A 19,347-nucleotide genomic window follows, 5' to 3' on the forward strand; every position below is an offset into this window, starting at 1 on the left:
TGAAAACACAAAGTTTGGAGACACCATGCCTGACACCGTCCTGGGCCAGGGCGCATCCGCGTCCATCCCTGCCGCGCCCGCCGTTCCCGCCCCCCTCAAAGACGTCAGCCTCGACGACAAGTACACCGCCACCTCCGGCAAGATCTTCCTGTCCGGCATCCAGGCCCTCGTGCGCCTGCCGATGATCCAGAAACTGCGCGACGAGCAGGCCGGCCTGAACACCGCGGGCTTCGTCTCCGGCTACCGCGGCTCGCCACTGGGCGGCCTGGACGAGAACCTGTGGAAGGCCAAGGGTCACTTGGAAGCGAAAGCTATCCGGTTCGTGCCGGGCGTGAACGAGGACCTGGCCGCGACAGCCGTCTGGGGCACGCAGACCGTGGACCTGATCGGCCCGGCGAAGTACGACGGCGTGTTCGCGATGTGGTACGCGAAAGGTCCGGGCGTGGACCGCTGCGGCGACGTCTTCAAGCACATGAACCATGCCGGCACGGCAAAGAACGGCGGCGTGCTGCTCGTCGCGGGCGACGACCACGGCGCGTATTCGTCGACCCTGCCGCACCAGTCCGACCATATTTTCGCCGCCTGCATGATCCCCGTGCTGTATCCGTCCAACGTGCAGGAATACCTGGACCTGGGCGTGCACGGCTGGGCGATGTCGCGCTTTTCCGGCCTGGCTGTCGCGTTCAAGGCATTGGCCGACACGGTGGAATCGAGCGCCTCGGTCGACGCCGATCCGTTCCGCGTCGACGTGAAAATCCCGCACGACTTCGCGATGCCGGAAGGCGGCCTGAATACGACGCTCTCGTCCATCCCGCTGGGCCAGCAGGCGCGCAATCAGGAAGCCCTGATGCAGGACTACAAGATCTATGCGGCCCTCGCCTATGCGCGTGAAAACAAGCTGAATCGCACGACGATCGACAGCCCGGATGCGAAACTCGGCATCATCGCGTCGGGTAAATCGTACGTGGACGTGCTGGAAGCGCTGGAAGAACTGGGCATCGACGAAGCGATGGCGGCACAAGTCGGCCTGCGCCTGTTCAAGGTCGCGATGATCTGGCCACTGGAGCCGGAAGGCGTGCGCGAATTCGCGCAAGGCCTGGACGAGATCCTCGTCGTGGAAGAAAAGCGCCAGGTCGTCGAATACCAGCTCAAGGAACAGCTCTATAACTGGCGCGACGACGTGCGGCCGCGCGTGATCGGCAAGTTCGACGAAAAGGGAGAATGGGTCGCGCCGCGCGGCGAATGGCTGCTGCCGCCGAAGGCCGATTTCTCCGTCGCCCAGGTTGCGCGCGTGATCGCCGGCCGCATCACCCGCCTGAACCTCGACGACCGCACGCGCGACCTGATCAAGGCGAGACTGGCGTTCCTTGAAGCGAAGGATGCGGTGCTGATGAAGGCCGTGACGACGCCGTTCCGTCCCGCGTTCTACTGCTCCGGCTGCCCACACAACACGTCGACGAAGGTGCCGGAAGGGTCGTTCGCGCTGGCCGGCATCGGCTGCCACGTGATGGCCACGTCGATCTACCCGGAGATGAACAAGCTCACGACGCACATGGGCGGCGAAGGCGCGCCGTGGATCGGCCAGGCCGCGTTCTCCAAGGTGCCGCACGTGTTCCAGAACCTGGGCGACGGCACCTATTTCCACTCGGGGTATCTCGCCGTGCGCGCCGCCATCGCGGCCAAGGTCAACATCACCTATAAAATCCTGTACAACGACGCCGTCGCGATGACGGGGGGCCAGCCGGTCGACGGCATCACGTCCGTGCCGCTGATCGCGCGCCAGATGGCGGCCGAAGGCGTCCAGCGCATCGCGCTCGTCACCGAAGACCTGTCGCGTTATGAAGACCGTTCCGCCTTGCCGGCGGAAGTGACGCTGTATGACCGCAGCAGGATGGACGACGTGCAGCGCGAACTGCGCGAGATCCCGGGCGTCACTGTGCTGATCTACGACCAGACCTGCGCGGCCGAGAAGCGCCGGCGCCGCAAGAAGGGCGAGTTCCCGGACGTGGCGAAACGCATGGTGATCAATGAAGCGGTGTGCGAAGGATGCGGCGATTGCGGCGTGCAGTCGAATTGTGTGGCTATCCTGCCGAAGGAAACGGAATTCGGCCGCAAGCGCGCCATCGACCAGTCGGCGTGCAACAAGGATTATTCGTGCGCCAAGGGCTTCTGCCCGAGCTTCGCCACGGTCGAAGGGGGCACGCTGAAGAAGAACAAGACCGGCGCCAGCAAGAAGGATGGCGATGATGGCTGGGGTCCGCTGCCGACGCCCGCCCTGCCCTCGATCGCGGCACCGTACAACATCCTGATCAACGGCATCGGCGGCACCGGCGTCATCACCGTCGGTGCGCTGATGGGCATGGCGGCCCACCTCGAAGGCAAGGGCGCGTCCGTGCTGGACATGACGGGCATGAGCCAGAAGAACGGCTCCGTCACGTCGCACGTGAAGATCGCCGAGACGCCCGAGCGCCTGCGCGCGCAGCGCATTGCAACCGGCGAGGCCGACCTCGTGCTGGGCTGCGACATGCTGACGGCCGGCGCCGCCGACGCTATCTCGAAGATGCGTCCGGGCCGCACGATGGTCGTCGTCAACCTGCACGAGCAGCCGACCGGCACCTTCGCCCAGCAGAGAGACTGGGAGTTCCCGGCAGAGCAAGTCCGCTCGCTGATCGTGGAAGCGGTCGGCGGCGAGGCCGGCGCCGATTTCCTCGATGCGACGAAACTGGCAACCGCGCTGATGGGCGACTCGATCGCCGCCAACCTGTTCATGCTGGGCTATGCGTGGCAGAAGGGTCTCGTGCCGCTGTCGGAAGCCTCGCTGCTGCGCGCCATCGAACTGAACGGCGTGGCCGTCGCATCGAACCAGCGCAGCTTCCTGTGGGGCCGCCGCGCCGCCGTCGACCTGAAGCGCGTGGAACGCACCGCGATCCCGGCGCAGCCGGTCCTGATCCAGATGCCGCAAAGCCTCGACAGCGTGATCAAGAAGCGCGTCGAGTTCCTGACCGGTTACCAGGACGCGGCCTACGCGGCGCAGTACGAAACGCTCGTCGCGCGCGTGCGCGAACGCGAGGCGGCGCTCGGGCTGGGCAACAAGCTGTCGATGGCCGTGGCGAAGTCGTATGCAAAGCTGATGGCCTACAAGGACGAGTACGAAGTGGCGCGCCTGTACACGGATGGCCGCTTCGTGGAGCAACTGCAAAGCCAGTTCGACGGCAAGTTCAGCGTGAAATTCAACCTGGCCCCGCCGCTGTTCGCGAAGAAGGATGCCAAGGGCCACCTCGTGAAAGCGGAGTTCGGCTCGTGGATGTGGAGTGCGTTCAAGCTGCTGGCCAAGCTGAAAGGCCTGCGCGGCACGGCGTTCGACGTGTTCGGCTACACGGCCGAGCGCAGGATGGAGCGCGCCCTCGTCACCGAATACCGTGACATGATCGAGGCACTGCTGCCGTCGCTGGATGCAACGAATCACGCCGTCGCCGTCGATCTGGCGGGGCTGCCGGAGCAGATCCGCGGCTTCGGGCACGTCAAGGAACAGGCCGTGGCCGAGTACCGCGTGCGCAAGCAGGAGCTGCTCTCGGGCAGCATCAAGAAACGCGCTGCTTGATCCAACCGACCGTCATCCCCGCGCAAGCGGGAATCCATGCGGCGTTTGCATTGACGCTGCTTCAGAATGGGTTCCCGCTTTCGCGGGACGACGTTCGCAATCTTGACGTTTACGTTAACGTCATATACCGTACAAAGAACCCACAGTTCGCTTCCGTTTTCCAGGGAACACCATGAACGACATCACGCCTGCCGCCAAGCTCGACCTGCCGGAGCACGCCAAGCTGTCCAACAAAGTCCGCTTCGTCACCGCCGCCTCGCTGTTCGACGGCCACGACGCCTCGATCAACATCATGCGCCGCATCCTGCAGACGAACGGCGCCGAAGTCGTGCACCTGGGCCATAACCGCTCGGTCGACGAAGTCGTCACCGCAGCGCTGGCCGAGGACGTGCAAGGCATCGCCATCTCCAGCTACCAGGGCGGCCACGTCGAGTACTTCAAGTACATGATCGACCTGCTGCGCCAGCGCGGCGGTGCCCACATCAAGGTGTTCGGCGGCGGCGGCGGCGTCATCGTCCCGCACGAGATCGAGGAGCTGCACGCGTATGGCGTCACGCGCATCTTTTCGCCGGAAGACGGCCAGCGCATGGGCCTCGTCGGCATGATCCGCTCGATGCTGGAAGCGTGCGACGTCGACCTGTCGAGCTATGCGCCGACCACCCTCGAGCCGCTGCAAACGGGTTCGATCGAGCAGCGCCATCGCCCGCTCGCGCAACTGATCACGGCACTGGAAAACGGCAAAGCGTCCAGCGACCTGCGCAAGCGCATCATGGATACGGCCGAAGGCCTGCATGTGCCCGTGCTGGGCATCACGGGCACGGGCGGCGCCGGCAAATCGTCGCTGACGGATGAACTCATCCGCCGCATCCGCCTCGACCAGGGCGACCGCCTGAACATCGCCGTGATTTCCATCGACCCGTCGCGCCGCAAGTCCGGCGGCGCGCTGCTGGGCGACCGCATCCGCATGAATGCGATCAACCCGTGGAACGGGCAGGCACGCGTGTTCATGCGCTCTCTGGCCACGCGCGAAGCGGGTTCCGAGATTTCGCAGGCGCTGCCGGACGTGATCGCCGCGTGCAAGGTCGCGGGCTTCGATCTCGTCATCGTCGAGACGTCCGGCATCGGCCAGGGCGACGCCGCCATCGTGCCGCACGTGGACGTGTCGATGTACGTGATGACGCCGGAATTCGGCGCCGCGTCGCAGCTCGAGAAGATCGACATGCTGGACTTCGCCGACTTCATCGCCATCAACAAGTTCGACCGCAAGGGCGCCCAGGACGCGCTGCGCGACGTGGCGAAGCAGGTCCAGCGCAACAAGGAATTGTGGAGCACGTCGCCGGACGAGATGCCTGTCTACGGCACGCAGGCGTCGCGCTTCAACGATGACGGCGTCACCGCGCTGTACCTCGGCCTGCTGCCGGCGCTGGCGGAGCTCGGCCTGAAGATAGCCACGCCGAAACTGCCCAAGCCGGCCACCAGATACTCGAGCGGGAAGAACGTGATCGTGCCGCCGGCGCGCTCGCGCTACCTGGCCGAGATCGCGGATACCGTGCGCGGCTACCACCGCAACGTCGGCAAGCAGGTCAAGCTTGCGCGCGAGCGCCAGCAGCTGACGGAAACGAAGCGCATGCTGGCCGCCGCCAACCGTGAGGTGGTCCTCGACGACCTGATCACGGAGCGCGACAACGCGATGGAAGGCGAGGCGAAGAAGCTGCTCGCGTCCTGGCCGCAGTTGCGTGAGACCTACGCGGGCGACGAGCACGTCGTGACAATCCGCGACAAGGAAATCCGCACGAACCTCACCTACACGACGCTGTCCGGCAACAAGGTGCGCAAGGTCGCCCTGCCCCGCTTCGAAGACCACGGCGAGATCCTGCGCTTCCTGATGCTGGAAAACGTGCCGGGCGCCTTCCCGTACACGGCCGGCGTGTTCCCCTTCAAACGCGAGGGCGAGGATCCGACGCGGATGTTCGCCGGCGAAGGCGACGCGTTCCGCACGAACCGGCGCTTCAAACTGGTCTCGCAGGGCATGGACGCGAAGCGCCTGTCGACGGCGTTCGACTCCGTCACCCTGTACGGCGCAGACCCGGCGCTGCGGCCGGACATCTACGGCAAGATCGGCAACTCCGGCGTGTCGATCGCGACGCTGGACGACATGAAGGTGCTGTACGACGGGTTCGACCTGTGCAGCCCGAACACGTCGGTCTCGATGACGATCAACGGCCCCGCCCCGACCATCCTCGCGATGTTCATGAACACCGCGATCGACCAGCAACTGGACAAGTTCGAGCGCGAGAATGGACGCAAGCCCGCGGCCGATGAAATGGCAAAGATCCGCGCGTGGGTGCTGGCGAACGTGCGCGGCACCGTGCAGGCGGACATCCTGAAGGAAGACCAGGGCCAGAACACCTGCATCTTCTCGACGGAATTCTCGCTGAAGGTCATGGGCGACATCCAGGAATACTTCGTCCAGAACCAGGTGCGCAATTTCTACTCGGTGTCGATCTCGGGCTACCACATCGCGGAAGCGGGCGCGAACCCGATCTCCCAGCTGGCCTTCACGCTGTCGAACGGCTTCACCTTTGTCGAAGCCTACCTCGCGCGCGGCATGCACATCGACGACTTCGCGCCGAACCTGTCGTTCTTCTTTTCGAACGGCATGGACCCGGAATACACGGTGCTGGGCCGCGTGGCGCGCCGCATCTGGGCCGTCGCGATGCGCGACAAGTATGGCGCCAACGACCGCTCGCAGAAGCTGAAGTACCACATCCAGACGTCGGGCCGCTCGCTGCACGCGCAGGAGATCGACTTCAACGATATCCGGACGACCTTGCAGGCGCTGATCGCGATCTACGACAACTGCAACTCGCTGCACACGAACGCATACGACGAGGCGATCACGACGCCGACCGACGAATCCGTCCGCCGCGCGCTCGCGATCCAGCTGATCATCAACCGCGAATGGGGCCTGGCCAAGAACGAGAACCCGAACCAGGGCTCGTTCATTCTCGAGGAACTGACGGACCTCGTCGAGGAAGCCGTGCTGCAGGAATTCGAGCGCATCGCCGAGCGCGGGGGCGTGCTCGGTGCGATGGAGACGGGCTACCAACGCGGCAAGATCCAGGAAGAGTCGATGCTGTACGAGCACCGCAAGCACGACGGCAGCCTGCCTATCATCGGCGTCAACACCTTCCGCAATCCGAAGGCGGCGGCAGCACCGGCGACGATCGAACTGGCCCGTTCCACCGACGACGAAAAGCAGTCGCAACTCACGCGCCTGGAAGACTTCCATCGCCGTCATGCGGATGCGGCACCGGCCGCGCTGGCCGCGCTGCAGCAGGCCGCCATCGACAACGAGAACGTGTTTGCCCGCCTAATGGACGCCGTACGCGTCTGCTCGTTGGGCCAGATCACCACGGCATTGTTCGAGGTGGGCGGGCAGTATCGCCGTAACATGTAAGCCTGGGGCTGCGCGGTAAAATTCGGGGTCAGAGCACATTTTTCGGCCCGGCCGAAAATGTGCTCTGACCCCTAAGGAGCCATTCATGCCGATCCAGCCGCAACAACTCGCCGACCTCATGCGCGAAGTCGAACAGGAAGACCCGATCGACTTCGCGGACCTGCCCTTTCCCGAGGACGACTTGCGCGAACTCGTCGCCAGCCACCTGTGCGAGATGGCCGCCTCGATGGAAAACTTCAGTACCGAAGACCGTTTGATGACCCTGCTGGCCGTGTCGGCCAAGCTCGTGCTCGAAAACCTTGTATTGCACGTGCAATTGTTACGTCGCCATGGCTTGCCCGTCGGCGACAACGTCGAAGCCCTGCTGAGCCGCCTGCGCAAGGGCGAAAACGGCCCGGAATCGTAATATAGTCGTCATATTGTCGAGATATGACGTCAAATGTGATTGACTTCCACCACTTTGGTGGGGGGATTTGCAACACGACGGCAAACTTGTGCGTCTTTGTTAGTATTCCTTCAGGTATTATTGTTGAAGAGGAATCCGCACACCATTGCGGTTACGATACATATCTCGAGGAATGCCAGATGCCGCGTCACCCCAACAAGCTGAAACTTACCGCTGCCATCCTGTCCGGCGCGTTCATGGTCGCGGGGCTGTCCGCCTGCGGCCGCTCCACGCAGTCGACCGAGCAGCTGCTGACTGAAGCCAGGCAGTATCAGCAAAAAGGTGACCTGAAGTCGGCAATGATTCAGCTCAAGAATGCGGTCGAAAAGAGCCCGGAAAACGGCGAGGCGCGCATGGAGCTCGGCAATCTCCAACTCAACATGGGCGATTTCCCCTCGGCCGAGAAGGAATTCCGCAAGGCCCGCTCGAATGGGATCGCCGCCGACCGCGTGCTGCCCCAGCTGGCCAGGGCGATGTCGCAGCAAGGCAAGTTCAAGGAAATCCTCGACGAAGTCACGCCGGAAGTGGCCGCCAAATCGGCGCCGTTGCTGACGCTGCGCGGCGACGCCCTGCTGGCCACCGGCAAGCTCGACGAAGCCAAGCAGGCGTTCGAACAAGCCCTGGCGCTGAACGCCAATGCCGGCGACGCCCTGCTCGGCCTGGCGCGCTACGCCGTCGCCAAGCAGGACAAGGACGCGGCCGCGCGTTACATCGACGAGGCCGTGGCCAAGGATCCGAAGAATGCGGATGTCTTCATGGCGCGCGGCTCGCTGCTGCGCACGCAGGGCAAGTCCGACGAGGCGCTCGCCGCCTTCGACCAGGCGCTGGCACTGAATCCGCACCATCGCACGGCGCACATCGAGAAAGCCTACGTCAACATCACCCGCGGCAAGTTCGCGGACGCAAAAGCGGAAATCGACGCGGCCGAGAAGAATGCGCCCGGCAATCTGCTCGTGACCTATACCCGTGCACTGTACGAATTCTCGCAAGGTAAGTATTCGGCTGCCCAGGATGCCCTGCAGCGCGTACTGAAAGTCGCACCCGACCACATGCCCAGCGTGCTACTGGCCGGCGCGTCCGAACTGAACCTCGGCGCCTTGCAACAGGCCGACCAGCACCTGCGCAAATACCTGGAATTCAATCCGGACGACGTGTACGCCCGCAAGCTGCTGGCCCAGGCCCAGCTCAAGAGCGCGCAACCGAACGACGCCGCCGCCACGCTCGCGCCGGCACTGAAGAACGCGGCGGACGATCCGCAGGTACTCGCGCTGGCCGGTGAAACCTATATGCAGGTGCGTGACTTCAACAAGGCCAGCGCCTACCTGGAAAAAGCCGCGACGCTGGCACCGAAGGCGGCCGGCCTGCGTACCTCGCTCGGCCTGTCCAAGCTGGCCCAGGGCGACCAGGCACGCGGCCTGTCCGAACTGCAGAAGGCCACGGAGCTCGACCCGAAGTCGGCGCAGGCGACAATGGCGCTGGTCCAGACGGAAATCAGCCTCAAGCATTACGACAAGGCGCTGGCCGCCATCGACGCGCTCGAAAAGCAACAGCCCGACAATCCGCAAGTGCTGACCCTGCGCGGCGCCGTCAACATGGTCAAGGGCGACGTGCCTGCCGCCCGTGCCGCGCTGGACAAGGCCGTGGCCCTGCAACCGACCTTCATCCCGGCCGTCCAGAACCTGGCACGCCTGGACCTCGTCGAGAAGAAACCCGACGCCGCCAAGCAGCGCTACGAAAAAGTCCTGCAGAAGGAACCGAACAACGTCGACGCGATGCGCGCCCTGGGCGAACTGGCGACGATGCAGAATCATCCCGAAGAAGCGACGTCGTGGTTCGAGAAGGCCAGCAATGTGAAGCCGGAGGCCGTCGGCCCGGCGCTCAACCTCGGCCGGCACTACCTGCGTACAGGACAGGCACAAAAAGCGCTGACGCTGGCACGCAAGGTCCAGACCGCCAACCCGACCAATCCCGAACTGGTGGAACTGCTGGGCCAGGCCCAGATCGCCAACAAGGACACGGCTGGTGCACTGGAAACGTACAGCAAGCTCGTCAACCTGGCCCCGAAATCGGCCGCGCCGCACCTGCGCCTGGCCGGTGTGCACATGCTAATGCAGAACAATAGCGCTGCGGCCGACGACCTGAAGCGCGCCGTCGACCTGCAACCGAACCTGATCGCCGCCCGTCTCGCCCAGGTCGAGCTGGCCGTGCGCATGGGTCACGGGGACGAAGCGCTGGCCATGGCTCGCCAGATCCAGAAGATGGACGACAAGTCGCCCGTCGGCTACGCCACCGAAGGCGACGTGCTGATGTCGCAAAGGAAGCCGGCACAGGCATTGCCCGCCTACGACAAGGCGTTCGCGATCGCCAAGGCGCCGGAAATCCTCATGAAATCCCTGCAGGCCATGACGCTGACCGGCAAGGGCAAGGAAGCACAGGCCCGTGCCGCCCAATTCCTGAAGGACAACCCGAACGACGTCCTGGTCGGCATGTTCGTCGCCGAGAACCATCTGGTTGCCAAGGATTACAAGGCCGCGATCGCACGCCTGGAAGACATCGTCAAGCGCACGCCGAACAATGCTGCCGCGCTGAACAACCTGGCGTATGCTTATCAGCAAGTGAAAGATCCGCGCGCACTTGCAACGGCCGAGCAGGCATATAAACTTGCTGAAAACAACGCCGGCATCATGGACACGCTGGGCTGGCTGCTGGTGGAACAGGGCAATACGGGCCGCGGCCTGCCGCTGCTGCAGAAAGCCAGCACCCTGGCGCCGAAGTCGTCGGAAGTGCGCTACCACCTCGCAGTGGGCCTGAGCAAATCGGGCGACAAGGCGGGCGCGCGCAAGGAGCTCGACAAGCTTCTGGCGGACGATAAATCGTTCGCCCAGGCCGATGAAGCGCGCGCATTGCTAAAGGCTTTGTAAGAAGCTAATATACATTAATAAATAAATAATAATCCACGCCCGGCACTGCCAGGGCGTTGGGCGACCAGAACTCCGTTCGCAGTACGCGAACGTTTTTAAACAATTGGGGAATCCTGCGATGACGACTTTCGACGATTTCAAGGATCCAGAGGGTGGTTCGGCCGCATCCCTATCGGACGCTCATGATTTTGGTGATCGCGATAATATGACGCCCTCGCAATATGAGGATGTTATCGTGAACCACGATTCGTATGGAATCCGGCTTACCGATACTGCGGACGGGCGAAATTCGGCAAGTATGCTGATCAACAAGATGTATGCCTGGCGCGGTTATGCCGGCACCCATCAATTCAGCGACGACCCGAATCGCATTACCCTCACCGCCACCGACAAGGGTGACGTGGTCGGTACGCTCACGATTGGTATCGATTCGCCGATCGGCCTGATGGCGGACCAGATCTTCAAGGAAGAGCTGGACGCGCACCGCAACAAGGGTGCGCGCCTGTGCGAGTTCACGAAGCTGGCGTTCGACCCGTCGGTCCGCTCTAAAACGTCACTGGCCAACCTGTTTCACCTGGCCGTGATCTATGCCCGCGACATCCACCAGTGCACGGATATCGTCATCGAGGTCAATCCGCGCCACCGGCGTTTCTACGAACGCATGCTCGGTTTCCAGCAAGAGGGCCAGCTGAAAATCAATCCGCGCGTCGAGGCACCGGCCTACCTGCTGCGTGTGAATCTGGAATTCGTGACGGAACAGATCCAGAAATACGGTGGCACATTCAGCGCCGATAACAACGTGTCCGAACGTTCGTTTTATCCCTATTTCTTCTCGCCGCGTGAAGAACGAGGCATCATCAACCGCCTCCTGCGCATGGACGAACAACACGCATAAAATGCGCTGTGCGTAGCAGATATCGGTGCTTTCGGCCGTTTTATCGATAAAACCGTTTTTCCTCATCAATGACAAATCCGTTCCGCTATGAACAGGCGTTTTCGCGCAATATCGGCTGGGTAACGCCCGCAGAACAGCAGGCCCTGCGCGGCAAGCGCGTCGCCATTGCCGGCGGCGGCGGGGTCGGCGGGGTACACCTGCTCACCCTCGCGCGCCTGGGCGTGGCGAAGTTTCATATCGCCGACTTCGACACCTTCGACATCGTCAACTTCAACCGCCAGGTCGGCGCCATGATGTCGACGGTCGGCCAGCCCAAGGCCGAAGTCCTGGCCCGCATGGCCAAGGACATCAATCCCGAAATCGACGTCAAGATCTTTCCTGACGGCGTCAACCAGGGCAATCTCGACCAGTTCCTGGACGGCGTCGACCTCTACGTCGACGCACTCGACTTCTTTGCCTTCGACGCCCGCCAGCAGACGTTCGCCGCCTGCGCCCGCCTCGGCATCCCGGCCACGACGGCCGCGCCGCTGGGCATGGGTGCCGCCCTGCTGAATTTCATGCCGGGCCAGATGACGTTCGAAGAATATTTCCAATGGGGCGACCTGCCCGAACTGGACAAGGCCATTCGCTTCGTCGTCGGCCTGGCGCCGGCCGGCCTGCACCGCCCGTACCTCGTCGTGCCGGACGCCGTCAATTTCGCCGAGCGCCGCGGTCCCTCCACGTTCATGGCCTGCCAGCTGTGCGCCGGCATCGTCGCCACCGAGGCGCTGAAGATCCTGCTGGGACGCGGCAAGGTCCTGGCCGCGCCGCACGGCATGCAGTTCGACGCCTATCGCAACAAGCTGGCCCACACCTGGCGCCCGGGCGGCAACGGCAACCCGTTCCACCGCCTGATGATCGCCGTCGCCAAGCGCCAGATGACGCGCGAGCTCGCCGGGAAAGCGGTACAGGCATGAACCAGACCCTCCGCGACATCCTCGACCTGGCGCGCTGGGCGCCGAGCGGCGACAACACGCAGGTGTGGCGTTTCGAAGTGCTCGGTCCCGACCACGTGGCCGTGCACTTCCACGATACCCGCGAGGATACGGTGTACGACTTCCGCGGCCGCCCGAGCCAGATTTCGCACGGCACCCTGCTGGAAACGATGGCGATCGCCGCCACCGCCCACGGGCTGCGCGCCGAGATTACCCGGCGTCCGGACGACCAGGACCACCTGCCCGTATTCGACGTGCGCTTCGTGCCCGATTCCGCTGTGAAGCCGAGTCCGCTGCTGGACGCCATCACGACCCGCAGCGTGCAGCGCCGCGCGATGAGCACGCGCCCCCTGCTGCCCGAGGAAAAACGTGCCCTCGAGGACAGCGTCGGCCCCGGCTACGAAGTGCGCTGGATCGAAGGATTCAGCGGCAAACTGGCCGCGGCGCGCCTGATGTTTTCGAACGCCAAACTGCGCCTGACGATGCCGGAAGCCTACGAGGTACACCGCCGCATCATCCACTGGAACGCACGCCACAGCCCCGACCGCGTGCCCGACCAGGCCCTGGGCGTCGATGCCGCCACCCTGCGCCTGATGAAATGGGCGATGGTCAGCTGGGGCCGCCTGTCGACGATGAACCGCCTGATGGGCACCTGGGCGCCGCGCCTGCAGATGGACCTCGTGCCGGGCCTGCGCTGCGCCGCCCACTTCGTCATCATGGCCAGACACGCGCCGGAAACCGTCGAGGATCACGTCGCCGCCGGCCGCGCCGTGCAGCGTTTCTGGCTCACGCTGACCGACCTGGGCCTGGCGATGCAGCCGGAGATGACGCCCCTGATCTTTTCCGCCTACGTGCAGCATGGCGAGCCGTTCTCGACCGTCGACAAATTGCACGGTTCGGCGCGGCAATTGCAACAACGTCTGCACAAGCTGATCGGCACCGGCAACGGCCATCCGGTCTTCATGGGCCGGCTCGGCGCCGGTACGGCGCCCCAGGCCCGTTCGCTGCGCAAGCCGCTCGAAGAACTGATGAAGTAAACCGGCGGCGCGGGATGTCCGCGCCGCCGGCGCCGTCCGCCTGGCACGTTCCCGCAACCCTCTTTCTATCGATACCCCTATGGAACGTATCAAAATCCTGTTCTTTGCGGAAGCCGTGACGCTCGCCCACGTCGGCCGCCCCATCGCGCTCGCGCAATCCCTCGATCCCGCACGTTTCGACGTGCACGTCGCGTGCGCGGACGGCTACGAATTCTGCTTCAACGGGACGCAGTTCACCCGCTGGACCATCCACAGCATTCCGAGCCAGCAATTCCTCGACGCGCTCGCGGGCGGCAAGCCGGTGTACAGCACGGCGACGCTCACCAGCTACGTCGAAGACGACCTGCGCGTGCTCGACGCGGTCCGTCCCGACATCGTCGTCGGCGATTTCCGCCTGTCGCTCTCGGTCAGTGCACGGCTGCGCCGGATTCCGTACGTGTCGCTGATGAACGCCTACTGGAGCCCGTACGTCGTGCAGCATTACGCCGTGCCGCACATCCCGCTGACGCGCCTGCTGCCGATCCGCATCGCGAATGCGATCTTCCGCATGGCGCGTCCGGTCGCGTTCGCCTCGCATTCCGTGCCGCTGAACCGCGTACGCCGCCAGTACGGCCTGCCGTCGCTGGGTACCGACCTGCGCAAGGTTTATACGGACGCCGACTACAGCATGTATGCCGACGTCCCCGATCTCTTCCCGCCGAAGAGCCTGCCCCAGCAGCATGCCTACATCGGCCCCATCATCTGGGCGCCGCCGCTGGCCAAGCCGGACTGGTGGGATAAATTACCGGAAGATAAGCCGATCGTCTATGTCACGCTCGGCAGTTCCGGCCAGGGCCGCCTCCTGCCGCTCGTGCTGGAAGCGCTGGCGCCGCTGCCGGTGACGGTCATCGCCGCCACGGCCGGCACGATCGACGTGGCCAGTGCGCCGGCGAACGCGTTCGTTGCCCCTTATCTGCCGGGCGACCTGGCGGCCCAGCGCGCCAGCCTCGTCGTCTGCAACGGCGGCAGCCCGACCAGCCAGCAGGCATTGGCCGCCGGCGTGCCGGTGCTGGGCATCGCCAGCAATCTCGACCAGTTCCTGAACATGAGCGGCGTCATCAAGGCCGGTGCCGGCGCCCTGCTGCGCGCCGACCGCTTCCGCGCCAAGAAGCTGACGCGCCAGGTGCGCGCCATGCTCGACGATCCGGCGCTGAGGGCAGGCGCCCGCCGCGTGGCCGACGCCTTCTCCAACTATCCGGCGGCGCAACGCATGACGGCGTTCCTGGAAGGCGTACAGGCATTCCATCGCCATGCACCGACCGCTTACGTGGACATCAATACCGTTGCAACCGAGAATCAAAAAAATGCGTTACCAAGTGCTGCTCAATAACTGTCGAAATTTTTTACAGCAACTATTCCCCCGAATCGGGTAATTTCTTGCATTTCTTCATAAGTCGTTGATTTAGAACAGCAGAACGCTTCCTGGCACGGCATTTGCATTAGGGTTGGTATGAGCCGCATCAACGAGCATGCGGTTCAACCGAACAAACCTAACACGCATCCACTTTTGGAGCCTACATGAAGAATTCGTTCCGCAAACTGATCCCGGTCGCAGCCGCCCTCGGTCTGGTCTTCGCCGCATCGTCGGCACAAGCATTCACCCTGCAAAATGGTGCTGGCGTTACGTACGCAACCAACGTGAACAGCCTGGACTGGAACTCCACCGGCAGTGGCGTTGCCAAAGGCATCGCCAACGGCGTGGCACTGACGCAAGGCAACCCTTTTAACTTCCTGTATCAGGCGAACCTGTCGTCCGTGAACGGCCAGACCACCGGCAACTTCCGCGGCAACCTGGATTCGACCGCGGACGGCGCCCCGAACGACTCGTCGGCTTTCGAATTCACGATCGTGGCAAAGCTGAGCGAATACGTGAAAACGTCGTCGGTCGATCCGGTCAACAAGACGGTCAGCGCAACCTTCGGCCTGAACAACACCGTCGGCGCCAATAAAGTGGCGATTTTCTACGACACCAAAGCCAACGCCTTCACCAGCGCCGGCACCGGTTTCGACGACGGCGTCATGGTCGCCCTGCTGACCGTCGATCCGGCCACCACGCTGTCCACGTTCACCACCAACGTCGTTACCGGCAGCGGCCTGGGCTCGACCAAGATGACCGCCTCGATCATGGAAAGCGGCGACTTCATCGACCAGAACTATCTGAAGGGCCTGACGAACGTCAGCTTCAAGTTCGACTCGAACCTGAACCTGCCGGCACTCGACTCGATGACCAGCTCGTTCCACTCCGGTGCTGGCGGCAACACGGCCCTGTTCCCGGCGTACGGCGTAACGCCGAACGACCTGGTGTTCAAGGTCGACGGCGCGACCGCCGTCGAGAACGGCCGCGTGCCGGAACCGGCAAGCATCATGCTGCTGGGTATGGGCATGCTGGGCCTGGTCGGCGCCAAGCGCCGCCGCGCTCCGAAGGCCTGATTCACACGGGCATCAGCCCCACAAAAACCGCGGCTTCGGCTGCGGTTTTTTATTTTGCGCAACTTTCTTTGTGATATGACTGATTTCCTTTGCGCATTCTTTCCTAAAAACATCTAAAAACTTTACGCAAGGACACATAAAAATCGGAATTTTTTACAGTTGGCCTACCCCGGACGCAAGTTATTAACGTAAGCTTTTGATTTATAAGAAAAATAGAAAACTGGCACGGGGTTTGCATTAAGTGGGAACAAGCCCGCAGAACGCGGAGCCTATACCGAACAACTTAATAAGCATCCACTTGGAGCCAACATGAAGATTTCGTTCCGCAAATTGATTCCGGTTGCAGCCGCACTCGGTTTCGCATTCGCTGCATCGTCGGCACAAGCATTCACCCTGCAAGACGGTAGCGGCGGTGTCTACGCTACCAACGTGACCAGCCTGGACTGGAACTCGACCGGCAGCGGCGTCGCCAAGGGGATCCCGAGCGCTCAGCAACTGACCGTAGGCAAACAGTTCGACTTCCTCTACCAAGCCAACCTGTCCGCCGTGAACGGCAGCACGACCGCCAATTTCCGCGGCAACCTTGACTCGACCGCGGACGGCGCCGCGAACGACGCCTCGGCTTTCGAATTCACCATCGTCGCAAAGCTGAGCGAATTCGTGAAAACGTCCAGCACGTCGGGCACCACCCTGAACGCCAGCTTTGGCCTGAACAACACCCCGGGCGCGAATAAAGTCGCCATCTACTACGACACCAAAGCCAACGCCTTCACCAGCACCGGCACCGGTTTCGATGATGGCATCATGGTTGCCCTGCTGACCGTGGATCCGAACGTGACGCTGTCGACGTTCACCACCGACAGCGCTACGGGTGTCGGCATCGGCTCGACCAAGCTGAGCGCTTCGATCATGGAATCGGGCGACTTCATCGACCAGAACTACCTGGCTGGCCTGACGAACGTGACCTTCAAGTACGACTCGAACCTGAACCTGCCGGCCGGCGACTCGCTGACCAGCGGCTTCCACCAAGGTGGCGACGCGCTGTTCCCGGACTACAGCGTGACGCCGAGCGACCTGGTGTTCAAGGTCGACGGTGCCTTCTCGGTCGAGAACGGCCGCGTGCCGGAACCGGCAAGCATCATGCTGCTGGGTATGGGCATGCTGGGCCTGGTCGGTGCCAAGCGCCGCCGTGCTCCGAAGGCCTGATCCGGACAGGCATCCGCACCATGTAAAAACCGCGGCCTCGGCCGCGGTTTTTTTATGTCCCGACGGGTCAAGCCGCCTGAGTGTCGCTCTTCCCGCTGAGGAACGCTTTATGAAACAGGTGCCGGGCCAGCAGCGGCGGCGGCATGCGCAGCCAGTTCCCGCGCACGTACAAGGCAAAGCGCGCCGCGCCGCTGGCTGCGTCCGCGCAGCTTGCATGCAGCGGCAGCAGCGCGCGCGCGAACAACCGGTCCATCAGCCACAGCAGGGCCCCGTTTGGTCCCTCGGACGCGACCGCCGCCTGCACGGCCGGCGGGACGACGGTACCGAGCAGGCGCGGACAATAGCGCAGCGCATAGAACAGCGGCCGCCCAAGCTCGAGCTCGCGGGCCCGCGCCGGCAACGTCTCCCAGAACCCGGGCGCCTGGCCGAATTGCGTCAGCAGCCGGTGCAGGTCGACGAGGTCGCGCAGGCCCTTGTCGAATTCGCCGTCGAAGAACAGGTGTACGGCGCTGTGCAGGACCATGTCCGCCGGCGACAACGTGGCCAGGTGCGGCTCGCCCGGGATCGGACGCGCGCTCGCGCGCAGCTTGGCCGGATCCGGGCGTACAGGAGCCGTTTCCGGCAAGATCGCGTGGTGCACGTCGATCGAGTTGCCGCGCCGGGCGTGCTGCATGGGCGGCAACTCGTGCATCCAGTCCCGGTAGTAGCGCTGGTCGTAGGCATCGTGGTGCGTGGTGATCCAGCCATGCATCATGAGCGCCGCCTCGACCTCGGGCAGCCGCGCCTTCGGCACGAGGATGTCGATGTCGGAAAACAGGCGGCCGCGGCCGGCGTCCAGGCCCGCCATCGCGTACGCGGCGCCCTTGAGCAGGATCAGCGGCAATCCCAGCCCGTCGAGCGCCCGGCCGATCTGGCGCACTTCGTAGCGGGCCGCCCTGGCATGTGCGGCGGCGCCCACGCGCGTCCACTCCAGGTGCGCGCGCGGCGCGGCGGGAACGGCATCGAGCAGGCCGGCATCTTCCAGCAGGACGAGCAGGTACGCGTCGAGATTGGCGGCGTCGGCCTGGCGCAGCAGCAGGTCCCAGCCGGCGTCGTCCAGTCCTTGCACGGTGCCCGGATCGCGCAACACGCGTATCAAGAGCGGCATCATGCGTCCCCCAGCACCAGGCGCTCGAACAGCGCCATCGCCTCGGGCAGGCTGCTGTAGCGGAACGTGTAGGCGTCGCTGGCGTCGATCAGCCCGCCGAGGGCCGTAAAGCCGCGCGCCCCCAGCACCTGGTAGTTGAAACAGTTGTCGGCCACCTGCATGAAGGCGCGCGCCTTCGGCAGCGGCTCCAATGCGATGGCGGCACCGGCTTCCCAGCGCGGGAACACGATGCAGGCCGGGCGCGCGGGTTCCAGGGCGCGGGCGATGCTTGCTCCCGGCGCCTTCAGGTGGGCGATCGTCCCCTTGGTCGTTTCTTCCACGGGCCGGCTCAGTATGGCGTCCGGACGGAACGCACGGATGATGTCGATCGACGTATTCTTGAGGCTGACCGGGCGCGGCAGCGGCACGACAACGCCGTCGTCGAGGCGCACGAGCGTCATCTCGTCCGACAGCAGCCGCCAGCCGTGGCCCAGCAGGGCAGCCGTCAGCGTGCTCTTGCCGGAGCCGGGCGGTGCCGGCAGGATGATGGCGCGGCCGTGTTTCTCGAGCACGGCCGCGTGGACGATCAGGTAGCCGTGGGCGCGGTGCGAGACGCACCAGTTCATGGTCCATTCCAGCATCGGATACGCCTGCGCCAGCGGCAGGGGCTGGAACGGCGTGGTGCCGTCGTAGGCGAAATGTACCTGTGACTTGTACCAGCGGCGCAAGCCGCCCGAGCGCCGCAGTTCGAGGTGGAAGTCGACGAAGCCGCCCACAGGCTCGACGGGGTAATCCGCATACATCAGCGCGACGCTGTCGATCAAGGGCGCCACGTCGCTGCGGATGCGGTTTATGAAGGGGCCGGTGCGCAACACGAGGCCGTCACCGGACAGGCGTGCCGCCAGTTCGGCGCGCGACAGCGAACCGACCGTCAGCATGGCTCGATCAGGTCCAGCCCGGCAAGCGCTGCCAGCATCTCGTCGATCAGGGAAACGAGGTCGTCGTCGCCGGCATCGAAGCGGTCGGCCAGGCGGCCGGCCAGCCCAACCGCATCGGTGGGCTCGTCACGCAGGGCGAACAACAGGTCGAGCGCGGCGCCATCCAGCAGGTGGGTATTGCCCGACAAGTCGTTGTACAGCACGGCTTCCCCATCCCATTCCCGGCAGGCCAGCGCCTGGCCAGGCATCAGACGCCACATGCGTTTCGCCGCCTG

The 19,347-nt window shown here is 64.0% G+C and carries 13 protein-coding genes; 10 read left to right on the forward strand and 3 right to left on the reverse strand.

From position 1 onward, the window contains the following. The first annotated feature begins 25 nt into the window (after positions 1 to 25). The 10 genes from ACEN9H_RS29415 to ACEN9H_RS29460 all read left to right on the forward strand — a co-directional run bounded on the left by ACEN9H_RS29415 (position 26) and on the right by ACEN9H_RS29460 (position 17,008). A complete protein-coding gene (locus ACEN9H_RS29415; protein ID WP_413673022.1) occupies positions 26 to 3,601 on the forward strand; it encodes an indolepyruvate ferredoxin oxidoreductase family protein in 3,576 nt (1,191 codons plus the stop codon). 172 nt (positions 3,602 to 3,773) lie between these two features. Next, the gene (gene icmF / locus ACEN9H_RS29420; protein ID WP_413673023.1) at positions 3,774 to 7,061 is read left to right on the forward strand and encodes a fused isobutyryl-CoA mutase/GTPase IcmF; all 3,288 of its coding nucleotides are present in this window, start codon (positions 3,774 to 3,776) and stop codon (positions 7,059 to 7,061) included. Between the two features lie 85 nt (positions 7,062 to 7,146). Continuing rightward, positions 7,147 to 7,467, forward strand: a complete 321-nt coding sequence (locus ACEN9H_RS29425) for a hypothetical protein (protein WP_056134254.1) — start codon at positions 7,147 to 7,149, stop codon at positions 7,465 to 7,467. Between the two features lie 179 nt (positions 7,468 to 7,646). Next, positions 7,647 to 10,427 carry an XrtA/PEP-CTERM system TPR-repeat protein PrsT gene (gene prsT / locus ACEN9H_RS29430; RefSeq protein ID WP_413673024.1) on the forward strand — a complete coding sequence of 927 codons (2,781 nt, stop codon included), beginning with the start codon at positions 7,647 to 7,649 and terminating at the stop codon, positions 10,425 to 10,427. 118 nt (positions 10,428 to 10,545) lie between these two features. Further along, a complete protein-coding gene (locus ACEN9H_RS29435) occupies positions 10,546 to 11,322 on the forward strand; it encodes an N-acyl amino acid synthase FeeM domain-containing protein (protein WP_229412290.1) in 777 nt (258 codons plus the stop codon). Positions 11,323 to 11,390: 68 nt separating this feature from the next. After that, positions 11,391 to 12,278, forward strand: a complete 888-nt coding sequence (locus tag ACEN9H_RS29440; RefSeq protein WP_413673025.1) for a ThiF family adenylyltransferase — start codon at positions 11,391 to 11,393, stop codon at positions 12,276 to 12,278. Continuing rightward, on the forward strand, positions 12,275 to 13,333 hold the full coding sequence (locus ACEN9H_RS29445) for a molybdopterin biosynthesis protein MoeY (protein WP_413673026.1): 1,059 nt from the start codon (positions 12,275 to 12,277) through the stop codon (positions 13,331 to 13,333). The genes ACEN9H_RS29440 and ACEN9H_RS29445 overlap by 4 nt, the downstream gene beginning before the upstream one ends. Before the next feature lie 79 nt (positions 13,334 to 13,412). Next, positions 13,413 to 14,702, forward strand: a complete 1,290-nt coding sequence (locus ACEN9H_RS29450; RefSeq protein WP_413673027.1) for a glycosyltransferase — start codon at positions 13,413 to 13,415, stop codon at positions 14,700 to 14,702. 188 nt (positions 14,703 to 14,890) lie between these two features. Next, positions 14,891 to 15,802: a PEP-CTERM sorting domain-containing protein gene (locus ACEN9H_RS29455; RefSeq protein ID WP_413673028.1), complete on the forward strand. Its 912-nt coding sequence runs from the start codon at positions 14,891 to 14,893 to the stop codon at positions 15,800 to 15,802. A 309-nt stretch (positions 15,803 to 16,111) separates the two neighbouring features. Continuing rightward, entirely contained in the window at positions 16,112 to 17,008 is an 897-nt protein-coding gene (locus ACEN9H_RS29460; protein ID WP_413673029.1) for a PEP-CTERM sorting domain-containing protein, read from the forward strand. Between the two features lie 67 nt (positions 17,009 to 17,075). Here the strand turns inward: ACEN9H_RS29460 and ACEN9H_RS29465 are convergent, their stop codons facing one another. From ACEN9H_RS29465 to ACEN9H_RS29475, 3 genes are read right to left on the reverse strand one after another with little or no spacing between them, the layout of a single operon-like run. After that, positions 17,076 to 18,158 (reverse strand): nucleotidyltransferase family protein, encoded by a 1,083-nt coding sequence (locus ACEN9H_RS29465; protein WP_413673030.1) that lies wholly within the window; start codon positions 18,156 to 18,158, stop codon positions 17,076 to 17,078. Continuing rightward, complete coding sequence (locus ACEN9H_RS29470; RefSeq protein ID WP_413673031.1) at positions 18,155 to 19,072, reverse strand: HprK-related kinase A; 918 nt, start codon at positions 19,070 to 19,072, stop codon at positions 18,155 to 18,157. The genes ACEN9H_RS29465 and ACEN9H_RS29470 overlap by 4 nt, the downstream gene beginning before the upstream one ends. Then, complete coding sequence (locus ACEN9H_RS29475) at positions 19,066 to 19,332, reverse strand: HPr-rel-A system PqqD family peptide chaperone (protein ID WP_413673032.1); 267 nt, start codon at positions 19,330 to 19,332, stop codon at positions 19,066 to 19,068. The genes ACEN9H_RS29470 and ACEN9H_RS29475 overlap by 7 nt, the downstream gene beginning before the upstream one ends. Between the last annotated feature and the right edge of the window lie 15 nt (positions 19,333 to 19,347).

It is taken from the genome of Massilia cellulosiltytica (assembly GCF_047325105.1).
Classification (GTDB): domain Bacteria; phylum Pseudomonadota; class Gammaproteobacteria; order Burkholderiales; family Burkholderiaceae_D; genus Telluria; species Telluria orientalis.